We start from the raw sequence: 17,282 nt of genomic DNA, 5'->3' as shown, positions 1-17,282 counted from the left end.
GATCCGATGAGTGCCCAGCCCTCCTGGAAGGCCCGACTCTCCGAGCTCGGTCTCGCGCTACCGGAGGTGGTCGCGCCACTGGCCTCCTATGTACCGGCGGTGCGCACCGGCAGCCTGGTCTACACCGCGGGCCAGCTGCCGATGCAGGCCGGAAAGCTGGCGGGTACTGGCAAACTCGGCGCCGAGGTCACCCCGGAGGAGGGCAAGGCACTGGCGCGGATCTGCGCGCTCAACGCGCTGGCGGCGGTCGACTCACTGGAGGGCATCGACTCGGTGACCCGGGTGGTGAAGGTCGTCGGGTTCGTCGCGTCCGCTCCCGGGTTCAACGGCCAGCCAAGCGTCATCAACGGGGCCTCCGATCTGCTCGCCGCGGTGTTCGGCGACCGGGGCGCGCATGCGCGGTCGGCGGTCGGCGTCTCCGAGCTGCCACTGGACGCGCCGGTGGAAGTGGAGCTGATCGTCGAGGTCGGCTGACGGCCGTGACCGAGGTTGCCGAGTCGCTGACCCATCCCGCGTACGGCAGGTTGCGGGCGGTCACCGACACGGTCTCGGTCCTGTTGGCCGACAACCCCGGCCTGATGACGCTCGAGGGCACCAACACCTGGGTGCTGCGCGGCCCGCGGAGCGATGAGCTGGTCATCGTGGATCCCGGGCCCGACGACGACGAGCACATCGCGCGGATCGCCGCGCTGGGCCGCATTGGTTTGGTGCTGATCAGCCACCGGCACGGCGATCACACCGACGGCATCGACAAGCTGGTCGAGCGCACCGGCGCGACGGTCCGGTCGGCGGGCAGTGGCTTTCTGCGCGGTCTGGGCGGCGAGCTGGTCGACGGCGAGGTGATCGATGCGGCCGGCCTCACGATCAAAGTGATGGCCACCCCCGGCCACACCGCCGATTCGCTGTCGTTCGTGCTCGACGACGCCGTGCTGACCGCCGATACGGTCCTGGGCCGCGGCACCACCGTCATGGACTCCGAAGACGGCAATCTGACCGACTACCTGGAATCGCTGCACCGGTTGCGCGGGCTGGGCCATCGCGTGGTGCTGCCCGGGCACGGGCCGGACCTGCCGGACCTGGATGCCGTCGCGCGGGGATACATTGCGCACCGGCATGAGCGCCTGGAGCAGGTGCGATCCGCGCTGCGGGAACTCGGCGAGGATGCTGGCGCGCGCCAGATCGTCGAGCACGTCTACGTCGACGTCGACGAGAAGCTGTGGGACGCCGCCGAATGGTCGGTGCAGGTGCAGCTGGATCACCTGCGCGCGGCGCCGTCGGCGTAGCTGTGCTCGCTTGGTTCACTCCCGCCCCATGAGTCCGCTGCGAGAGCGGATAGTGCGTCTGCAATGCGCTAGCGCCGGCGCTGGCACGTTGTGAGGTCGCCTCATGGGTGCCCGACGGTGTCCATCTGACTGGAGTGGCAGCGCCCCCGATTTACTCGCTGGCGTCGCGCCCGCGCTACGCGCGCTTACCTCGCTCGGCGCGCGAGCCGTTCGGAGTCGGAGATCAGCACGCTCTTGCCCTCGAGGCGGATCCAGCCGCGGTGGGCGAAGTCGGCCAGCGCCTTGTTCACCGTCTCCCGGGAAGCCCCCACCAGCTGCGCGATCTCTTCCTGCGTCAGGTCGTGGGTGACCCGCATGGCCCCACCTTCCTGGGTGCCGAAACGCTGAGCGAGCTGCAGCAACTGCTTGGCCACGCGGCCGGGCACGTCGGTGAAGATGAGGTCGGCCAGGTTGTTGTTGGTGCGGCGCAGCCGTCGGGCCAAGACCCGCAACAACTGCTCGGCGATCTCGGGGCGGTCGGCGATCCACGCCCGCAGCGCATCTCGGTCCATCGACACCGCACGCACCTCGGTGATGGTGGTGGCGCTGGAAGTCCGCGGACCCGGGTCGAAGATCGACAGTTCGCCGAACATGTCCGACGGGCCCATGATCGTCAGCAGGTTCTCACGTCCATCGGGCGAGCGGCGACCGATCTTCACTTTCCCCGCGACGATGATGTAGAGCCGATCCCCCGGTTCCCCCTCAGCGAAGACTGTGTGTCCGCGGGGGAAGTCGACGGGTTGCAGCTGCTTGGTCAGTGCCGTGACCGCGCCGGGCTCAACCCCTTGGAAGATTCCTGCCCTTGCCAGGATCTCGTCCACGTTGCCTCTTCAACTTTCCCAGAAAATTAATGTGATACGGGCAGGCTGATCCCTTGCTCGCGTGACGAGTCTAGAGGAACGCCATTGTGTCTAACGTGCCAACGCTACACACGATTGGCGTGTCGAGGTGCCCTAAATTGCGGATTGACGTGCGAATGGCCGTGGATCCGCGTCGGTAGCGTCAACTCATCCCGGTCGACGTAGCTGACGGCGAATGACGGCGCGGCGTGGCGTGGTCCGTCGTTGCGCCCCGTCAACGCGGGGCCGGGTAGCTGCAGGGATTCGCGTCGGTGCAGGTATTCGAGCGCCTCCGGCATGCCCTCGGAGGCCAGGGTGCGCATGTCGACGCCGCCCGCCCGTTCGAGGAACTCGTCGATATCGGCCACCGCGATCGGGTCGCGGGTGAGTTCGGATTCGAGCCGCCCCAGACCGAGCGCCGCCAGCATCAGCAGCGCCGGAACACCGGCGACCAGCAACCATGACACACGAAGAGTAAACATGGCCTTGCATCAACACGAGGTCTCGGTGAGATCACGAAATCAGTACTCTGTCGTAGGTGACAGTGGCAAAGTCGTCCGGGCGCTCGAAATCAACGCCGGCCCAGCCCGGCGGCGTCGACGCCCGGCGCTGGTCGCAGGAATCCCGAGTCGGCCTGGTGCGGCGGGCGCGTCGGATGAATCGTGCGCTGGCGCAGGCGTTTCCGGACGCGCACTGCGAGCTGGACTTCACCACGCCGCTGGAGCTGACGGTCGCCACCATCCTGTCCGCGCAGAGCACCGACAAGCGGGTCAATCTGACGACGCCGGCGCTGTTCAAGCGGTATCGGTCGGCGCTGGATTACGCCCAAGCCGACCGGGACGAGCTGGAAAACCTGATCCGCCCCACCGGCTTCTTCCGCAATAAGGCGTCCTCGTTGATCGGCCTCGGACAGGCCCTGGTCGAACGCTTCGACGGCGAGGTGCCCTCCACCATCGGCGAGCTGGTCACGCTGCCCGGCGTGGGTCGCAAGACCGCCAACGTGATCCTGGGAAACGCCTTCGGGGTCCCCGGCATCACCGTCGACACCCATTTCGCCCGGCTCGTGCACCGGTGGCGCTGGACCGCGGACAAGGACCCCGTCAAAATCGAGCACGCCGTCGGCGAGCTCATCGAGCGCAGTGAGTGGACCGTGTTGAGCCATCGGGTGATCTTCCACGGCCGCCGGGTGTGCCATGCACGCAAACCCGCATGCGGTGTCTGCCTGATCGCCAAGGATTGCCCCTCCTTCGGCCTGGGTCCCACCGAAGCGCTGTTGGCCGCGCCCCTGGTGCGGGGTCCGGAGACCGAGCACCTGCTCGCGTTGGCCGGGCTGTAAACCCGCCCCGGAGCCGACTCGCACAGGGACCGTAATGCCGACGCTGACCCGGAAGGCTCGCTGGCACATCGCGATTCTGGCGGTAGTGGTGGTGCTGATCGCGGCACTGGTGGCCCAGCTGCGCGACCACTCCGCCACGACGGGCTCGACCGATCAGGGCGATCAGACAGCGGCCGCCCGGGACCACCGCGACGCCGATACCCCCGCCGCGCTGGCGGGTCCGCGGCAACGGGCCGGACTGCCGCGGTGTCCCGGCGATGGAAGCGCCCCCGGCCCCGAGGCGCTGCGCGGCGTGACGGCGGAGTGCGCCGCCGACGGTTCGATTGTCGATGTCGCGCGTGCGGTGGCCGGGCGCCGGGTGGTCCTCAACCTGTGGGCATATTGGTGCGCGCCGTGCGCCGCCGAACTGCCCGCGATGGCCGAGTATCAACGACGGGTCGGTTCCGACGTGACGGTGGTGACGGTGCATCAAGACGAGAACGAGGCCGCCGCCCTGCTGCGGCTGGCCGAGCTCGGTGTTCGGCTGCCGACCCTGCAGGACGGTCGTCGCCGGGTCGCGGCGGCGCTGCGGGTGGTAAATGTGATGCCCGCGACGGTGGTTCTGCGGCCGGACGGTAGCGTTGCGCAGACGCTGCCGCGGGCTTTCACCACCGCCGACGAGATCGCGGCCGCGGTCGGAACCGACAGGGGATAAGCGGAAAAATTGAACCGACTGGAGGGGCCGTGAGTGCTGGGGGCTCGCCCCTGCGGAATGAGGACCCCGCCCCCGCGCGCGGGACCGTTCCGCTGACGCCTGACGCCTGCCCGTCCTGGCTGCGTCCGCTCGTCGACAACGTCGACGACATCCCGGATGCGGCCCGGCGCCGGCTGCCCGCCGACGTGCTGGCGATGATCACCACCAAGGCCGCGTCGGCGGTCACCGCCCTGCGCGGAGCCAGCCGCGAAGCCGCTGTCCTGGTGCTCTTCTCCGGCCCGCAATCCGGCCCGCCCGGGGGCGGTCTCCCCGACGACGCCGACCTGTTGGTCACCGTGCGGGCGTCGACGTTGCGCCACCACGCAGGCCAGGCGGCGTTCCCCGGCGGCGCCGCCGACCCCACCGATGACGGCCCGGTGGCCACCGCCCTGCGCGAGGCCCACGAGGAGACGGGAATCGACGTCGGCAGGCTTCATCCCCTGGCCACCATGGAGCGGATGTTCATCGCCCCCTCGCAGTTTCACGTTGTCCCGGTCCTGGCGTACTCGCCGGATCCCGGCTCGGTGACCGTCGTCAACGAGGCCGAAACGGCGATCGTGGCGCGAGTTCCGGTGCGCGCCTTCATCAATCCGGAGAACCGGTTGATGGTGTACCGCGGCGACCTCGGCCGCCGGTGGGCCGGTCCGGCGTTTCTGCTGAACGAGATGCTGGTCTGGGGATTCACTGGCCAGGTGATCTCCGCGTTGCTCGACGTCGCCGGCTGGGCGCAGCCATGGGACACCGCCGACGAGCGGGAGCTGGACGAGGCGATGGCGCTGGTCGGTGAACGGGGCGAGCCCCTCCGATGAACATGAATTCGATGACCCCGTCGCAGTGGCTGGATATCGCCGTGCTGGCGGTCGCCTTCATCGCGGCGGTCTCGGGCTGGCGGTCGGGCGCGTTGGGCTCGCTGCTGTCGTTTGTGGGGGTGCTGCTCGGCGCGATCGCCGGGGTGCTGTTGGCGCCCCACCTTGTCAGCCACATCGCCGCGCCGCGCGCCAAATTGTTTGCGGCACTGTTTTTGATCCTCGCGCTCGTCGTCATCGGCGAGGTCGCCGGCGTGGTGTTGGGCCGCGCCGTCCGGGGCGCGATCCGCAGCCGCTCCATCCGGACTCTCGACTCCGTCATCGGGGTGGGAGTCCAGCTCGTCGTGGTGTTGACCGCCGCGTGGTTGCTGGCGACCCCGCTGACCCAGTCGAAGGACCAGCCTGAGCTGGCCGCCGCGGTCCGGGGTTCGCGAGTGCTGGCTCAGGTCAACGACGTAGCGCCGCCCTGGCTCAAGACGGTGCCCAAGCGGCTTTCCGCGCTGCTGAACACGTCGGGCCTGCCCGACGTGTTGGAGCCGTTCAGCCGCACCCCGGTGATCCCGGTCGAATCACCCGATCCCGAGCTGGCCAGCAACCCGGTGGTGCAGGCCACCGCCCCCAGCGTGGTCAAGGTGCGCAGCCTGGCCCCCAGCTGCCAGAAAGTGTTGGAGGGCAGTGGATTCGTGATCGCCCCCGACCGGGTGATGACCAATGCGCACGTGGTGGCCGGCTCCAACAGCGTGCAGATCTACGCCAGCGGCAATCCCTTCGACGCCACCGTGGTGTCCTACGATCCGTCGGTCGACATCGCGATCCTGGCGGTCCCCAACTTGCCGCCGCCGCCGTTGCCTTTCGCCCAGACCGAGGCGAAAACCGGTGCCAGTGTCGTCGTGCTCGGTTATCCGGGCGGTGGCAACTTCACCGCGACCCCGGCCAGGATCCGGGAGCTGATCAAGTTGAGCGGACCCGACATCTACCGGGATCCGGCGCCGGTCACCCGCGACGTCTACACCATCAGAGCCGGTGTGGAGCAAGGCAATTCGGGTGGACCGTTGATCGACCTCGACGGGCACGTGCTCGGCGTGGTGTTCGGCGACGACGTCGACGACCCCGACACCGGCTTCGTGCTCACCGCCGACGAGGTGGCCGGTCAGCTCGCCAAAATCGGTGACACGAGCCTGGTGGGCACCGGATCCTGCGTCAGTTGAGCATCGCCCGGGACCCGTGCACCAGCTCGAGGAATCTCGTCAGGTGCCTGTTGACTTCCTCCGGGGCCTCTTCGTGGCCGAAATGCCCTGCGCCAGCGATGGATACGTAGCGCCCCTGCGGGGCGTAACGTTGCGTCCGATCGACCGGGTCGGCCAGCACGTAGGGATCCGCCTCGCCGCGTAGGTGCAACAGCGGCACACTGAGCTGCTGGCACATCGACTTCATGAACCGCCGGCCTTCGTCGCGCAGCTGGCTGCGCGCCGCCCAGCGCTGGTACTCCAGGGCGCAGTGCGCGGCGCCCGGGATCTGAATCGCCGTCCGCAGATGGCCGATGGTTTCGGAAAAGTCTTCGGATGCAAGCCATTTGGCGCAGCTACGGTTGCGGACCAGCCGTTCGATCTCGGCTGCGTTGTCGCGGGTCAACAGGCGCTCGGGCCACACCGGCACTTGGTATTGCAGCAACGTCTGCAACAGCGCATAACCCTGGTCGCGTCGCGTCAACGTGGATCGCCGCAACGCCGCGGGGTGTGGGGAGCTGATCAGCGCGATGGCCGAGACCAACCGCGAATGCAGCAGCGCGGTGGCCCAGCAGGCCAACCCGCCGTCGGCGTGGCCGACCAACGTCGCCGAGGGGTGCCCGAGCGCCCGGATGAGTCCGGCCGCGTCCCCGGCCAGCGTCCAGCCGTCGTAGCCGCGGGGCGGCTTGTCGCTGCCGCCGTAGCCGCGCAGGTCGACCGCGACCACGCGCGCACCGGTCAGCCCGCGCAGCTGATGACGCCAGGACCACCAAAACGAACCGAATCCATGCAGCAGCATCACCAATGGCCGCGCCGTCGGAGGCAGGCCGCCGGCGGCGCGGGCAGGAAGCGCCTCGACGACGTGAAAGCGGATGCCGTTGGCGTGCACATCCAGATGGCGCCACGGCCCGTCGATGCGGGTTACCGACGGATCCGGCGGCGCCATCTACCACCCCGAGGGATCGCCGGCAGCGCCGGTTGCGGGCTTCGCGTGCTTGCCGTGGGGCTGGGTGAGTTGCTTGGTGTCACCGGCGGCCTTGTCATGCCCCGGCGTCAGCGCCGTGCGGGTCTCCTTGACCGATTCGATCGTCTGGCGCGGCCCTCGGATCCGGCGCACCTTGAGGAAGCCCAGCAGGGCCAGCGCGGCGCCGACTACCGCCATGACCCCGAAGACGATCAGGTACGCCACCCAGCGCCAGAGCCAGGTGTCGAGCAGTTCGGCCACGAAGAAGAAGAAAAAGAAGGTCGAGTAAAACAGCACCACCAGCGCGGCGATGAAGAAAACGCTGCCGGTGAGGCCCTTTTTGAGGTCCCGGGTAATTTCGGCGCGGGCCAGTTCGACTTCGGCGCGCACCAGCGTGGAAACCTGAGCGGTCGCGTCCTTGATCAGGTCGCCGATCGACGACTCGGCGGGCTTGGCGTGCGGGTCGGTCAACGGAATCGTGGTCAGCGTGCTGGGCACACCGTTCTTGCCATCGGCTTTGCTCACAGACCGTCCTCTTTCGTCGTCGCCAACCGCGCTGTCGTCGCGGTTTATGTTGCCACGTGGCGCCCGGATAGACGAAGCCAGACGAGGCTAGTCGAACATCGCGACCGTCCGGCGGCCAGTTCGGTTCGGCCAGAAGGCGGTCGGCGGGGCTCGCTGCGGGAGCGAGCGAGGCTTCCCGGCCGATTACACTCAGCGGAGCCGGTCGCGAAGTCCGGCAGACCGATGGGAGTGAGGCTGTGCGTAGGGCGCACCGGTGCTTCTTGGTGGCGATGGTTGCCCTGCTCGTGGCCGTGCTGGGTTCGCCCGGCCACGCCGCCGCCGCCGACGTCAGGGTCCCGTTGGGTGGCGGCGCCGGCATCGTCATCAACGGCGACACGATGTGCACCCTGACCACCATCGGCGGCGATGCCGCGGGCGAGCTCATCGGTTTCACCTCCGCGCATTGCGGGGGCCCGGGCGCGCAGGTCGCCGCCGAGGGCGCGGAAAACGCGGGCATATTGGGCACCATGGTCGCCGGTAACGACAACCTCGACTACGCGGTGATCAAGTTCGATCCGGCCAAGGTGACCCCGGTGGCCAACTTCAACGGCTTTTTGATCAGCGGCATCGGTCCGGACCCGGCGTTCGGCGAGATCGCCTGCAAACAGGGCCGCACAACCGGCAATTCGTGCGGCGTCACCTGGGGGGCGGGTCAGGATCCGGGCACCATCGTGATGCAGGTGTGTGGCCAACCGGGTGACTCCGGCGCGCCGGTGACCGTCAACAATGAGTTGGTCGGGATGATCCACGGGGCGTTCAGCGACAACCTGCCGACCTGCGTCGTCAAGTACATCCCGTTGCACACCCCGGCGGTGGTGGTGTCGTTCAATGCCGTCCTGGCCGACATCAACGCCAAGCACCGCCCCGGCGCGGGGTTCAGCCCGCTGCCTGCCTGACCGGCGCCGCCTACTTCGCTGCCGTGATGGCGTCGAACACGCCGGGGTCGAGCAGCGTTGAGGTGTCGCCCAATTCGCGGTTTTCGGCGATGTCACGCAGCAGCCTGCGCATGATTTTGCCGCTGCGGGTCTTGGGTAGCTCGGGCACCACGTGCACCTCACGCGGACGGGCGATGGGGGAGATCTCCCGTGCCACCTCCACGCGCAGGTCGTCGACGATCCCGTCGTGCACTTCGAAATCCGCACACAAGACGACGAACGCGCAGATGGCTTGACCGGTGGTCTCGTCGGTCGCGCCGACGACCGCCGCCTCGGCCACCGCGATGTGGCCGACCAACGCCGACTCCACCTCCGCGGTGGAGAGCCGATGCCCCGACACGTTCATCACGTCGTCGATGCGGCCCACCACCCAGATGTCGCCGTCGGCGTCGTAATAGGCGCTGTCACCGGCGAAATACCAGCCGTGCTCGGCGAACCGCGACCAGTAGGTCTCCACGTAACGTTGCGGGTCTCCCCAGATGCCGCGCAGCATCGACGGCCACGGCTGGTCCAACACCAGGTAGCCGGTGGCGTGTTCGCCCTTGTCGTCGCCGGGCGGCAGCTCGTCGCCGTGGTCGTCGACGATCTTCGCCGAGACCCCTGGCAGCGCCGTCATCGCCGAACCCGGTTTGGCCGCAGCGACTCCGGGCAGCGGGGAGATCATCGTGGCGCCGGTCTCGGTCTGCCACCAGGTGTCGACGATCGGAAGTTGGTCGGCGCCGATCACCTTCCGGTACCAGCGCCACGCCTCGGGGTTGATCGGTTCGCCGACCGAACCCAGCAGTCGCAGGCTCGACAGGTCGTGTGCGTCGGGAACCTCGCGGCCCCACTTCATGAACGTGCGGATCAGCGTGGGTGCGGTGTAATAGATTGTCACGCCGTACTTTTCGATGATCTCGAAATGCCGGTGCTGCGTTGGGGTGTCGGGCGTGCCCTCGTAGAGAACCTCGGTGACGCCGTTGGACAGCGGAGCGTAGACGGCGTAGGTGTGTCCGGTGACCCAGCCGATGTCGGCCGTGCACCAGAACACGTCGCTGTCGGCCTTGATGTCGAAGACGTAGTAGTGGGTGTAGGAGGCGTGCGTCAGATAGCCGCCGCTGGTGTGCACGATTCCCTTGGGCTTGCCGGTGGTTCCCGAGGTGTACAGCAGGAACAACGGCTGCTCGGCGTCGAACGACTCCGGGGTGTGTTCGGCCGACGCGGCGCCGACGACATCGTCCCACCATAGATCGCGGTCGTCGTGCCAGGACACGTCAATTCCCGTGCGCCGCACCACCACAACGTGCTCGATGGGGCTGTCCGGATCCGAGACCGCCTCGTCGGCGGCGTCTTTAAGCGGCGCCGGCTTGCCGCGGCGGAACTGGCCGTCGCTGGTGATCAGCAGCTTGGCTTCTGCGTCGGCGATGCGCGCCTGCAGCGCTTTGGCGGTGAAGCCGGCGAACACGACGCTGTGCATGAGGCCCAGGCGTGCACAGGCCAGCATCGCGATCACCGCCTCGGGAATCAGCGGCAGGTAGATCGCGACCCGATCACCGGCCACCAGGCCTAGATCGGTCAGCGCGTTGGCCGCCTTGCACACCTCGGCCTGCAACTCGGAGTAGGTCAGGCTGCGGTGATCGCCGACCGGTTCGCCCTCCCAGTGGATGGCCACCCGATCCCCGTGGCCGGCCTGGACGTGGCGATCCACGCAGTTGTAGGCCACATTGAGCTTGCCGTCGGCGAACCACTTGGCGAACGGCGCCTGCGACCAATCCAGGACCTCGGTGAACGGCGTCGCCCAGGACAGCCGATTGGCCTGCTTGGCCCAAAAGCCCAGCCGATCCCGCTCGGCTTCGCGGTACAGCTCTTCGCCCGCGTTGGCCTGCCCGGCGAATTGCGGCGACGGCAGATACGACGAGGGGCCCGCAGAGTTGGTGGCGGTCACTGGCTTCTCTCCTGTGTCGAGACTGCGCCGTTCGGGTGGCGGGCGTCGCGCCCATTGGCCGATTGCGAGCCTAGCCCGGCGACGACGAGCGCCGAAACGGCGCGAGTGAGGAGTCGGGCCATCGAGCCGGCCCGGCGACGACGAGCGGGTAGTTGTGCACTCGAATCCGGGGTCAAAGGGTGCCGTCATGGCGGATAATCACCGTGTGCCGGGTCATGGGCGGAGCATCCGCCGACTAGCCCCCAGCTTTGCCGCGGCCGCAACGAGTTACGTCGCCGCCACCGTGCTGGGGTGGCCCGCATCGGCCATGCCGGCCGATTCCGTCGACGCGCCGACGCCGTGCTGGTCGGACCAGATCGCCGTGACCGCCTCCCCCGTGGAGGCCGCGGTGGGGCACCGCGCGGTGACCCTGATCTTCAACCTCGCCGGCGGCGCGGAGCCCTGCACCATCGCCGGATACGCCGGCGTCGACTCGGGCGCCGGCGGCCCATTGGTGCATGCGCGGCCCACTCTGCGCGGATACATGGGCGGCCTGCCGGATGGCGTCGACGTCCCGCCCGCCGTCGTCCTGTCCATCTCGACCCAGGGGCAGGCGATCGTCGAGGGCATCGCCGTCGACGCCGAGGGGAAGCCGTGCCCCAGCTACACGGACCTGCTCGTCAATCCGCCCGGCACCACCAACGTGGTGACGGTGTCGGCCACCATTGAGGCCTGCGAATTGCAGGTGCACCCCGTCACCGCCGTCTGAGCGAGTCAGTCGGCCCTGGCCAGGCAGTAGACGCGCGCCGGGACGGGGTAGGAATTGGCCTTCGTCCCTGCAGGGCACTGGGTTTCGTCTATCCTGCCGTCGATGCGCTTGAAGACCTTGAGCGTGGCTAAGCGCGGGTTGTCACAGTCGCCCGGCGTCCAGGTGGCTGTCGTCGTGGGATCTGTCCGCAGGTAACACTGCCCTTGGCTGAGGTTGGCAATGAAACACAAAGTGTGGGCGTTGTTGGCCAGGCGTGAATAGACAGAGCCATCGCGCTTGTCGTCCGGGCAGGTCGCCACGGGATTGGCGCAGTCAGAAGGTGACTTGAACGAACCCATCCGCACCTCGAACTCCGAGAAGCACTGGCCGATCTTGGGCACTGCGACCGAGCCGGACGGAAATCCCTGACCGATGGTGTGCGATCCCCCCCGGTCGTGCTGCGACGCAACCCGCGCGATGTTCCCGAGAATGCCCAGGCCGCTGAGCGTGAGCAGCACCGCGCCGACGGTGATCAGCGCGGTGCCCGACTTCCCCGGCGCCGGCCGTGGCGGGTAGCCCGGATAGGGCGGCGGGAGCGGCGGAGCCTGCCGACGGGCGCGCGAGCGCCGCCCAAGTCCGATGATCAGAAGGGTCAACCCCGTCGCGGGAACCCCGAGCAAGAACAGCAGCCGGCCAGCACGGCGGGGGAGCCGTGGAGGGCCAGGTACGCGACGACCACCCGAGGATTCTAGGTCGCTGAAGCCGGCCACGGCACTTCACCGCCGGTCCCGCATCGCCGGCGCGGGCGCAGGCCCCTAGGGTCGGGTGTCATGCGTCGGATGCGAACCCCGTCGGCCTTGCTGGCGCCGCTTGCCGTCGCACTGCTCACGGCCGCTTCGCTGGCGGGTTGCGGCGGCGGGGTGCTGAGCCCGGATCTGGTGGTGGTCAACGGCGGGGAACCACCGAACCCACTGATCCCGACCGGCACCAACGACAGCCAAGGCGGGCGGATCCTCGACCGGCTCTTCGCCGGGCTGATGTCCTACGATGCCGCCGGCCACCCGTCGCCCGAGGTCGCCCAGTCGATCGAGACCACCGACAACGTCAACTACCGCGTCATCCTCAAACCCGGCTGGACGTTCACCGACGGCTCACCGGTGACGGCCCATTCGTTCGTCGACGCATGGAACTATGGGGCGTTGAGCACGAATGCTCAACTGCAGCAAAGCTTCTTCAGCCCGATTGACGGCTTCGATGCGGTCGCCGGCCTCACCGGTGACGGCAAGCCCACGACCACCACCATGTCGGGGCTGCGGGTGGTCAACGACTTGGAGTTCACCGTTCGGCTGAAGGCGCCGACCATCGACTTCAGGTTGCGGTTGGGACATAGCGCCTTCTATCCGCTGCCGGTCGCCGCCTTTCGGGACATGGGCGCGTTCGGGCAACATCCGATCGGCAACGGACCGTACCAACTCGCCGAGGGCCCGGACGGGCCGGCGTGGGAGCACAACGTCCGAATCGACTTGCGGCCCAACCCCTCTTACCGCGGTAACCGCAAGCCACACAACAAGGGGCTGAGGTTCGAGTTCTACGCCAACCTCGACACCGCCTACGCCGACCTGCTGTCGGGCAACCTCGACGTGCTGGACACCATCCCGCCCAGCGCGTTACCGGTCTACCAGCGCGACCTAGGCGACAAGGTCACCAGCGGTCCGGCCGCGATAAACCAGAGCCTCGACACCCCGTTGCGGCTCCCGCATTTCGGCGGTGAGGAAGGCCGGCTGCGCCGCCTGGCGCTGTCAGCCGCCATTAACCGGTCCCAGATCTCCCGGCAGATCTTCGCCGACACCCGCAGTACCGCACGCGATTTCACCGCGCGGTCGCTCCCGGGTTTCGATCCGAACATCGCCGGCAGTGACGCGCTGGACTTCAATCCCGGCCGGGCGCGCCAACTCTGGGCGCAGGCCGATGCGATCTCGGCGTGGAGCGGGCGCTACGCGATCGCCTACAACGCCGACGCGGGACACCAGGACTGGGTGGACGCCGTGGCCAACAGCATCAAGAACGTGCTGGGTATCGACGCGGCCGGGGCGCCGCAGCCCACCTTCGCGGGCTTTCGCACGCAGATCACCAACCGCAGTATCGCCACCGCGTTTCGCGCCGGATGGCAAGGCGACTACCCGTCGATGATCGAATTCCTCGCCCCGCTGTTCGCCACCGGCGCGGGATCCAACGACGTCGGCTACTCCAGTCAGGTGTTCGACGCCGCGTTGGCGACCGCCGAAGCCGCACCAGATCTGCCGCGGGCCACCGAGCTGGCCAACGACGCCCAGCGAATCCTCTTCCACGACATGCCCGTTGTCCCGCTGTGGAACTACATCAGCGTGGTCGGATGGTCACCCGAGGTCAGCAACGTCACAGTCACCTGGAACGGGCTGCCCGACTACGAGAACATCGTCAAGGCTTGACATGGGTTGGTACATCGCGCGCCGGATCGCCGTCATGGTTCCCGTATTTCTCGGTGCCACGTTGCTGATCTACGGCATGGTGTTCCTGTTGCCCGGGGACCCGCTGGCCGCGATCGCCGGTGATCGCCCGCTGACGCCGGCCGTCTCCGCAGCGCTGCGTGCCCGCTACCACCTCGACGACCCGTTCATCGTGCAGTACCTGCGCTACCTCGGCGGAGTTCTGCACGGCGACCTGGGCCGCGCCTATTCCGGGCTCCCGGTCAGCGACGTTCTCGCACACGCGTTTCCGGTCACGCTGCGGCTGTCGTTGATCGCTCTGGGCGTCGAGGCGGTGCTGGGAATCGGATTCGGGGTGATCGCGGGCCTGCGCGCGGGCGGCCTGTTCGACTCCACCGTGTTGATCACCGGTCTGGTCATCATCGCGATCCCCATCTTCGTGCTGGGGTTCCTGGCGCAGTTCGTGTTCGGGGTCCGGCTGGGCATCGCCCCGGTGACGGTGGGGCAGAGAGCCAGCTTCGCACGCCTGCTGTTACCCGGAATCGTGCTGGGTTCGGTGTCTTTCGCCTATGTGGTGCGGTTGACCCGATCCGCGGTGGCCGCCAACGCGCACGCCGACTACGTCCGCACCGCCACCGCCAAGGGACTATCACGGCCCCGCGTGGTGACGGTGCACATCCTGCGCAACTCGCTGATCCCGGTGGTGACGTTCCTGGGAGCGGATCTGGGCGCGCTGATGGGCGGGGCCATCGTGACCGAAGGCATCTTCAACATCCACGGTATCGGCGGCGTGCTGTACCAAGCCGTCACCCGCCAAGAGGCTCCCACCGTGGTCTCGATCGTGACCGTGCTGGTGCTGATCTACCTGATCACCAATCTGCTGGTGGACCTGCTGTACGCCGCGCTGGACCCCCGGATCCGTTATGGCTGAGCGGATCACCGCGCGGGGCGGATTCTGGCGCGACACGTGGCGACGGTTGCACCGACGTCCCAAGTTCATCGGCGCGGCCGTGTTGATCGCGTTCATCGTTGCCGTCGCGATGTTTCCGGCGCTGTTCACCGCGGTGGACCCGACCTACGCTGATCCCGGGCAGAGCCTGCTGCCCGCGTCGCGCGCGCACTGGTTCGGCACCGACTTGCAGGGCCACGACGTGTACGCCCGCACGGTGTATGGTGCGCGGGCCTCGGTCACGGTTGGGCTGGGGGCCGCGGTGATCGTGTTCGTCGTGGGCGGTGCGCTGGGCGCGGTCGCCGGCTTCTACGGCGGCTGGATCGACGCGGTGGTGTCCCGCGTCACCGACGTGTTCTTCGGGCTGCCGTTGCTGCTCGCCGCCATCGTCCTCATGCAGGTCCTGCACCATCGCACGGTGTGGACGGTCATCGCGATCCTCGCGTTGTTCGGGTGGCCACAGGTAGCCAGGATCGCACGTGGCGCGGTGCTCGCGGTACGCGGGAGCGACTACGTTCTCGCCGCTAAAGCGTTGGGGATGAGCAGGTTTCAAATCCTGATCCGGCACGCGCTACCCAACGCCCTGGGACCGGTCATCGCGGTGGCCACCATTGCCCTCGGCCTTTTCATCGTCACCGAAGCCACGCTGTCCTATCTCGGCGTCGGATTGCCGACGTCGGTAGTGTCGTGGGGTGGTGATATCAATCTCGCCCAGACGCGGCTGCGGGCGGGCTCACCCATCCTGTTCTATCCCGCGGGCGCACTGGCGATGACCGTGCTGGCCTTCATGATGATGGGCGACGCGCTTCGCGACGCGCTGGATCCGGCGTCCAGGGCGTGGCGGGCATGAGCGCATCCGCCTCGCCCCTGCTGTCGGCGGACGCCCTGGAAGTCAGTTTCGGCGATCACGCCGCGGTGTGCGGCTTGGACCTGTCCGTGCGGCCCGGCCAGACCGTCGCGGTCGTGGGCGAATCGGGTTCGGGGAAATCCACCACCGCCGCCGCGATCCTCGGGCTCCTTCCGCCCGGTGGGCGAATCACCGGCGGGCGCGTCGTGTTCGACGGTGTCGACATCTCGGCCGCCGACCGCCGGGCGATGCGCTCGATCCGGGGCCGCGAGATCGGCTACATTCCGCAGGACCCGATGACCAACCTTAATCCGGTGTGGAAGGTCGGCTTTCAGATCCGGGAAGCGTTGCGGGCCAACACCTCCGACCGCCGGACCCGGCAGCGTGCGGTGGAGCTGCTCGCCGCGGCGGGGATGCCGGACCCGGCGAAACAAGCCGGCCGCTATCCGCATCAGCTGTCCGGCGGCATGTGTCAACGTGCCCTGATCGCGATCGGGCTGGCGGGCCGGCCTCGGCTGTTGATCGCCGACGAGCCGACGTCCGCGCTGGACGTCACGGTGCAGCGGCAGGTGCTCGACCATCTGCAGCGGCTCACCGCCGAACTCGGCACCGCGCTGCTGCTGATCACGCACGATCTGGCGCTGGCCGCCGAGCGGGCCGAATCCGTCGTCGTCGTCCATCGGGGAGTCGTCGTGGAATCCGGTGCGGCGCGGTCGATCCTGCGCAGCCCGCAACACGAGTACACCAGGCGGCTGGTGGCCGCGGCGCCGGCGGTCCGAGGCGGTGCGCGGGCGCGCCCGCGGATCGCGGGGCGCGCCGAACAGACCGAGGGCGCCGACGATATCCTCGTCGCCTCCGGGCTGACCAAGGTCTACCGGGAGACCAGGGGGGCGCCGTGGCGGCGCAGCGAATTTCGTGCCGTCGACGCGGTGTCGTTTCGGCTCAGGCGCGCGTGCACGCTGGCGATCGCCGGGGAGTCGGGGTCGGGGAAGTCGACCGTGGCGCGGATGGTGCTCGGTCTGTTACCACCCACCGCGGGCACGGTCGTTTTCGACGGCACCCGAATCGACGACGCGATGCCCAGGGCCACTCAGTTGGCTTTTCGCCGCCGGGTGCAGCCGGTGTTCCAAAACCCTTACAGCAGCCTGGATCCCATGTACTCGGTGTTTCGTGCCATCGAGGAACCGCTGCGGATTCACCGCGTCGGTGACCGCAGGCAGCGCGCACACACGGTGCATGAGCTCGTCGACCAGGTCGCGTTGCCGTCGACGGTGCTCGACCGGCTGCCCCGCGAACTGTCCGGCGGCCAACGGCAACGGGTGGCGATCGCCCGAGCACTGGCGTTGCGGCCCGAGGTGCTGGTCTGCGACGAGGCGGTGTCGGCGCTCGACGTCCTGGTTCAGGCGCAGATACTGGACCTGCTGGCCGACCTGCAGGCCGAACTGGGCCTGGCTTACTTGTTCATCGGCCACGATCTCGCGGTGATCCGGCAGATTGCCGACGACGTCTTGGTCATGCGCGCGGGCCGTGTGGTGGAGCACGCGCCCACCGAGGAGCTGTTCACCCGTCCCGAGCACGATTACACCCGGCAGCTGTTGGACGCCATCCCGCACGCACCGGAATCCGACGAAGATAGGTTGTCTAG

General features: G+C 68.3%; 17 protein-coding genes and 1 pseudogene. 12 read left to right on the top strand and 6 right to left on the bottom strand.

Going from position 1 to position 17,282, the window contains the following annotated elements:
- Nucleotides 1–6 precede the first annotated feature (6 nt).
- On the top strand, nt 7–474 hold the full coding sequence (locus tag A5775_RS09205; RefSeq protein ID WP_067250999.1) for a RidA family protein: 468 nt from the start codon (nt 7–9) through the stop codon (nt 472–474).
- Nucleotides 475–479: 5 nt separating this feature from the next.
- On the top strand, nt 480–1,283 hold the full coding sequence (locus A5775_RS09200) for an MBL fold metallo-hydrolase (protein ID WP_067250996.1): 804 nt from the start codon (nt 480–482) through the stop codon (nt 1,281–1,283).
- A 185-nt stretch (nt 1,284–1,468) separates the two neighbouring features.
- Here the strand turns inward: A5775_RS09200 and crp are convergent, their stop codons facing one another.
- Both crp and A5775_RS09190 read right to left on the bottom strand, forming a co-directional pair.
- Nucleotides 1,469–2,143: a cAMP-activated global transcriptional regulator CRP gene (gene crp / locus A5775_RS09195; protein WP_007772229.1), complete on the bottom strand. Its 675-nt coding sequence runs from the start codon at nt 2,141–2,143 to the stop codon at nt 1,469–1,471.
- A 104-nt stretch (nt 2,144–2,247) separates the two neighbouring features.
- Entirely contained in the window at nt 2,248–2,628 is a 381-nt protein-coding gene (locus A5775_RS09190) for a hypothetical protein (protein WP_067250993.1), read from the bottom strand.
- Nucleotides 2,629–2,816: 188 nt separating this feature from the next.
- On the opposite strand from A5775_RS09190, the gene nth reads away from it, so the two are divergent.
- Genes nth through marP form a run of 4 tightly spaced genes read left to right on the top strand, consistent with a single transcriptional unit; the run spans nt 2,817 to nt 6,244 of the window.
- A complete protein-coding gene (gene nth, locus A5775_RS09185) occupies nt 2,817–3,497 on the top strand; it encodes an endonuclease III (protein WP_067250990.1) in 681 nt (226 codons plus the stop codon).
- Between the two features lie 34 nt (nt 3,498–3,531).
- Entirely contained in the window at nt 3,532–4,191 is a 660-nt protein-coding gene (locus tag A5775_RS09180; protein ID WP_067250980.1) for a TlpA disulfide reductase family protein, read from the top strand.
- 29 nt (nt 4,192–4,220) lie between these two features.
- Nucleotides 4,221–5,039 carry a CoA pyrophosphatase gene (locus A5775_RS09175; RefSeq protein WP_067250978.1) on the top strand — a complete coding sequence of 273 codons (819 nt, stop codon included), beginning with the start codon at nt 4,221–4,223 and terminating at the stop codon, nt 5,037–5,039.
- An 11-nt stretch (nt 5,040–5,050) separates the two neighbouring features.
- The gene (marP, locus tag A5775_RS09170; RefSeq protein ID WP_156660634.1) at nt 5,051–6,244 is read left to right on the top strand and encodes an acid resistance serine protease MarP; all 1,194 of its coding nucleotides are present in this window, start codon (nt 5,051–5,053) and stop codon (nt 6,242–6,244) included.
- Here the strand turns inward: marP and A5775_RS09165 are convergent.
- Together A5775_RS09165 and A5775_RS09160 are read right to left on the bottom strand one after the other, a co-directional pair.
- Complete coding sequence (locus A5775_RS09165) at nt 6,237–7,208, bottom strand: alpha/beta fold hydrolase (RefSeq protein WP_067250974.1); 972 nt, start codon at nt 7,206–7,208, stop codon at nt 6,237–6,239. The two genes, marP and A5775_RS09165, sit on opposite strands and share 8 nt — an antisense overlap.
- Nucleotides 7,209–7,751: a phage holin family protein gene (locus tag A5775_RS09160; RefSeq protein WP_067250972.1), complete on the bottom strand. Its 543-nt coding sequence runs from the start codon at nt 7,749–7,751 to the stop codon at nt 7,209–7,211.
- A gap of 236 nt (nt 7,752–7,987) precedes the next feature.
- Here A5775_RS09160 and A5775_RS09155 point away from each other — a divergent pair, with 236 nt between their 5' ends.
- Nucleotides 7,988–8,686 carry a serine protease gene (locus tag A5775_RS09155; RefSeq protein WP_156660633.1) on the top strand — a complete coding sequence of 233 codons (699 nt, stop codon included), beginning with the start codon at nt 7,988–7,990 and terminating at the stop codon, nt 8,684–8,686.
- Nucleotides 8,687–8,696: 10 nt separating this feature from the next.
- On the opposite strand, the gene acs is transcribed toward A5775_RS09155, so the two are convergent.
- On the bottom strand, nt 8,697–10,649 hold the full coding sequence (gene acs / locus A5775_RS09150; RefSeq protein ID WP_067250968.1) for an acetate--CoA ligase: 1,953 nt from the start codon (nt 10,647–10,649) through the stop codon (nt 8,697–8,699).
- A gap of 205 nt (nt 10,650–10,854) precedes the next feature.
- Here acs and A5775_RS09145 point away from each other — a divergent pair, with 205 nt between their 5' ends.
- Entirely contained in the window at nt 10,855–11,397 is a 543-nt protein-coding gene (locus A5775_RS09145; protein WP_197512471.1) for a DUF4232 domain-containing protein, read from the top strand.
- A gap of 5 nt (nt 11,398–11,402) precedes the next feature.
- Here A5775_RS09145 and A5775_RS09140 read toward each other — a convergent pair whose 3' ends face one another.
- Nucleotides 11,403–12,032: a hypothetical protein gene (locus A5775_RS09140; RefSeq protein WP_231995135.1), complete on the bottom strand. Its 630-nt coding sequence runs from the start codon at nt 12,030–12,032 to the stop codon at nt 11,403–11,405.
- Nucleotides 12,033–12,215: 183 nt separating this feature from the next.
- Here A5775_RS09140 and A5775_RS09135 point away from each other — a divergent pair, with 183 nt between their 5' ends.
- From A5775_RS09135 to A5775_RS09120, 4 genes and pseudogenes are all read left to right on the top strand, one after another.
- Nucleotides 12,216–13,844, top strand: a complete 1,629-nt coding sequence (locus A5775_RS09135) for an ABC transporter substrate-binding protein (protein ID WP_197512469.1) — start codon at nt 12,216–12,218, stop codon at nt 13,842–13,844.
- A 1-nt stretch (nt 13,845) separates the two neighbouring features.
- The gene (locus tag A5775_RS09130) at nt 13,846–14,772 is read left to right on the top strand and encodes an ABC transporter permease (protein WP_067250964.1); all 927 of its coding nucleotides are present in this window, start codon (nt 13,846–13,848) and stop codon (nt 14,770–14,772) included.
- Complete coding sequence (locus tag A5775_RS09125) at nt 14,765–15,640, top strand: ABC transporter permease (protein WP_067250962.1); 876 nt, start codon at nt 14,765–14,767, stop codon at nt 15,638–15,640. The genes A5775_RS09130 and A5775_RS09125 overlap by 8 nt, the downstream gene beginning before the upstream one ends.
- Nucleotides 15,637–17,281, top strand: a pseudogene (locus tag A5775_RS09120) (dipeptide ABC transporter ATP-binding protein); the annotation flags it as partial. The gene A5775_RS09125 and the pseudogene A5775_RS09120, both read left to right, overlap by 4 nt.
- Nucleotide 17,282: the final 1 nt, after the last annotated feature.

This window comes from Mycobacterium sp. 852002-10029_SCH5224772 (genome assembly GCF_001667315.1).
In the GTDB taxonomy this organism is placed as follows: domain Bacteria; phylum Actinomycetota; class Actinomycetes; order Mycobacteriales; family Mycobacteriaceae; genus Mycobacterium.
This window is presented reverse-complemented; position numbering and strand designations above follow the sequence as displayed.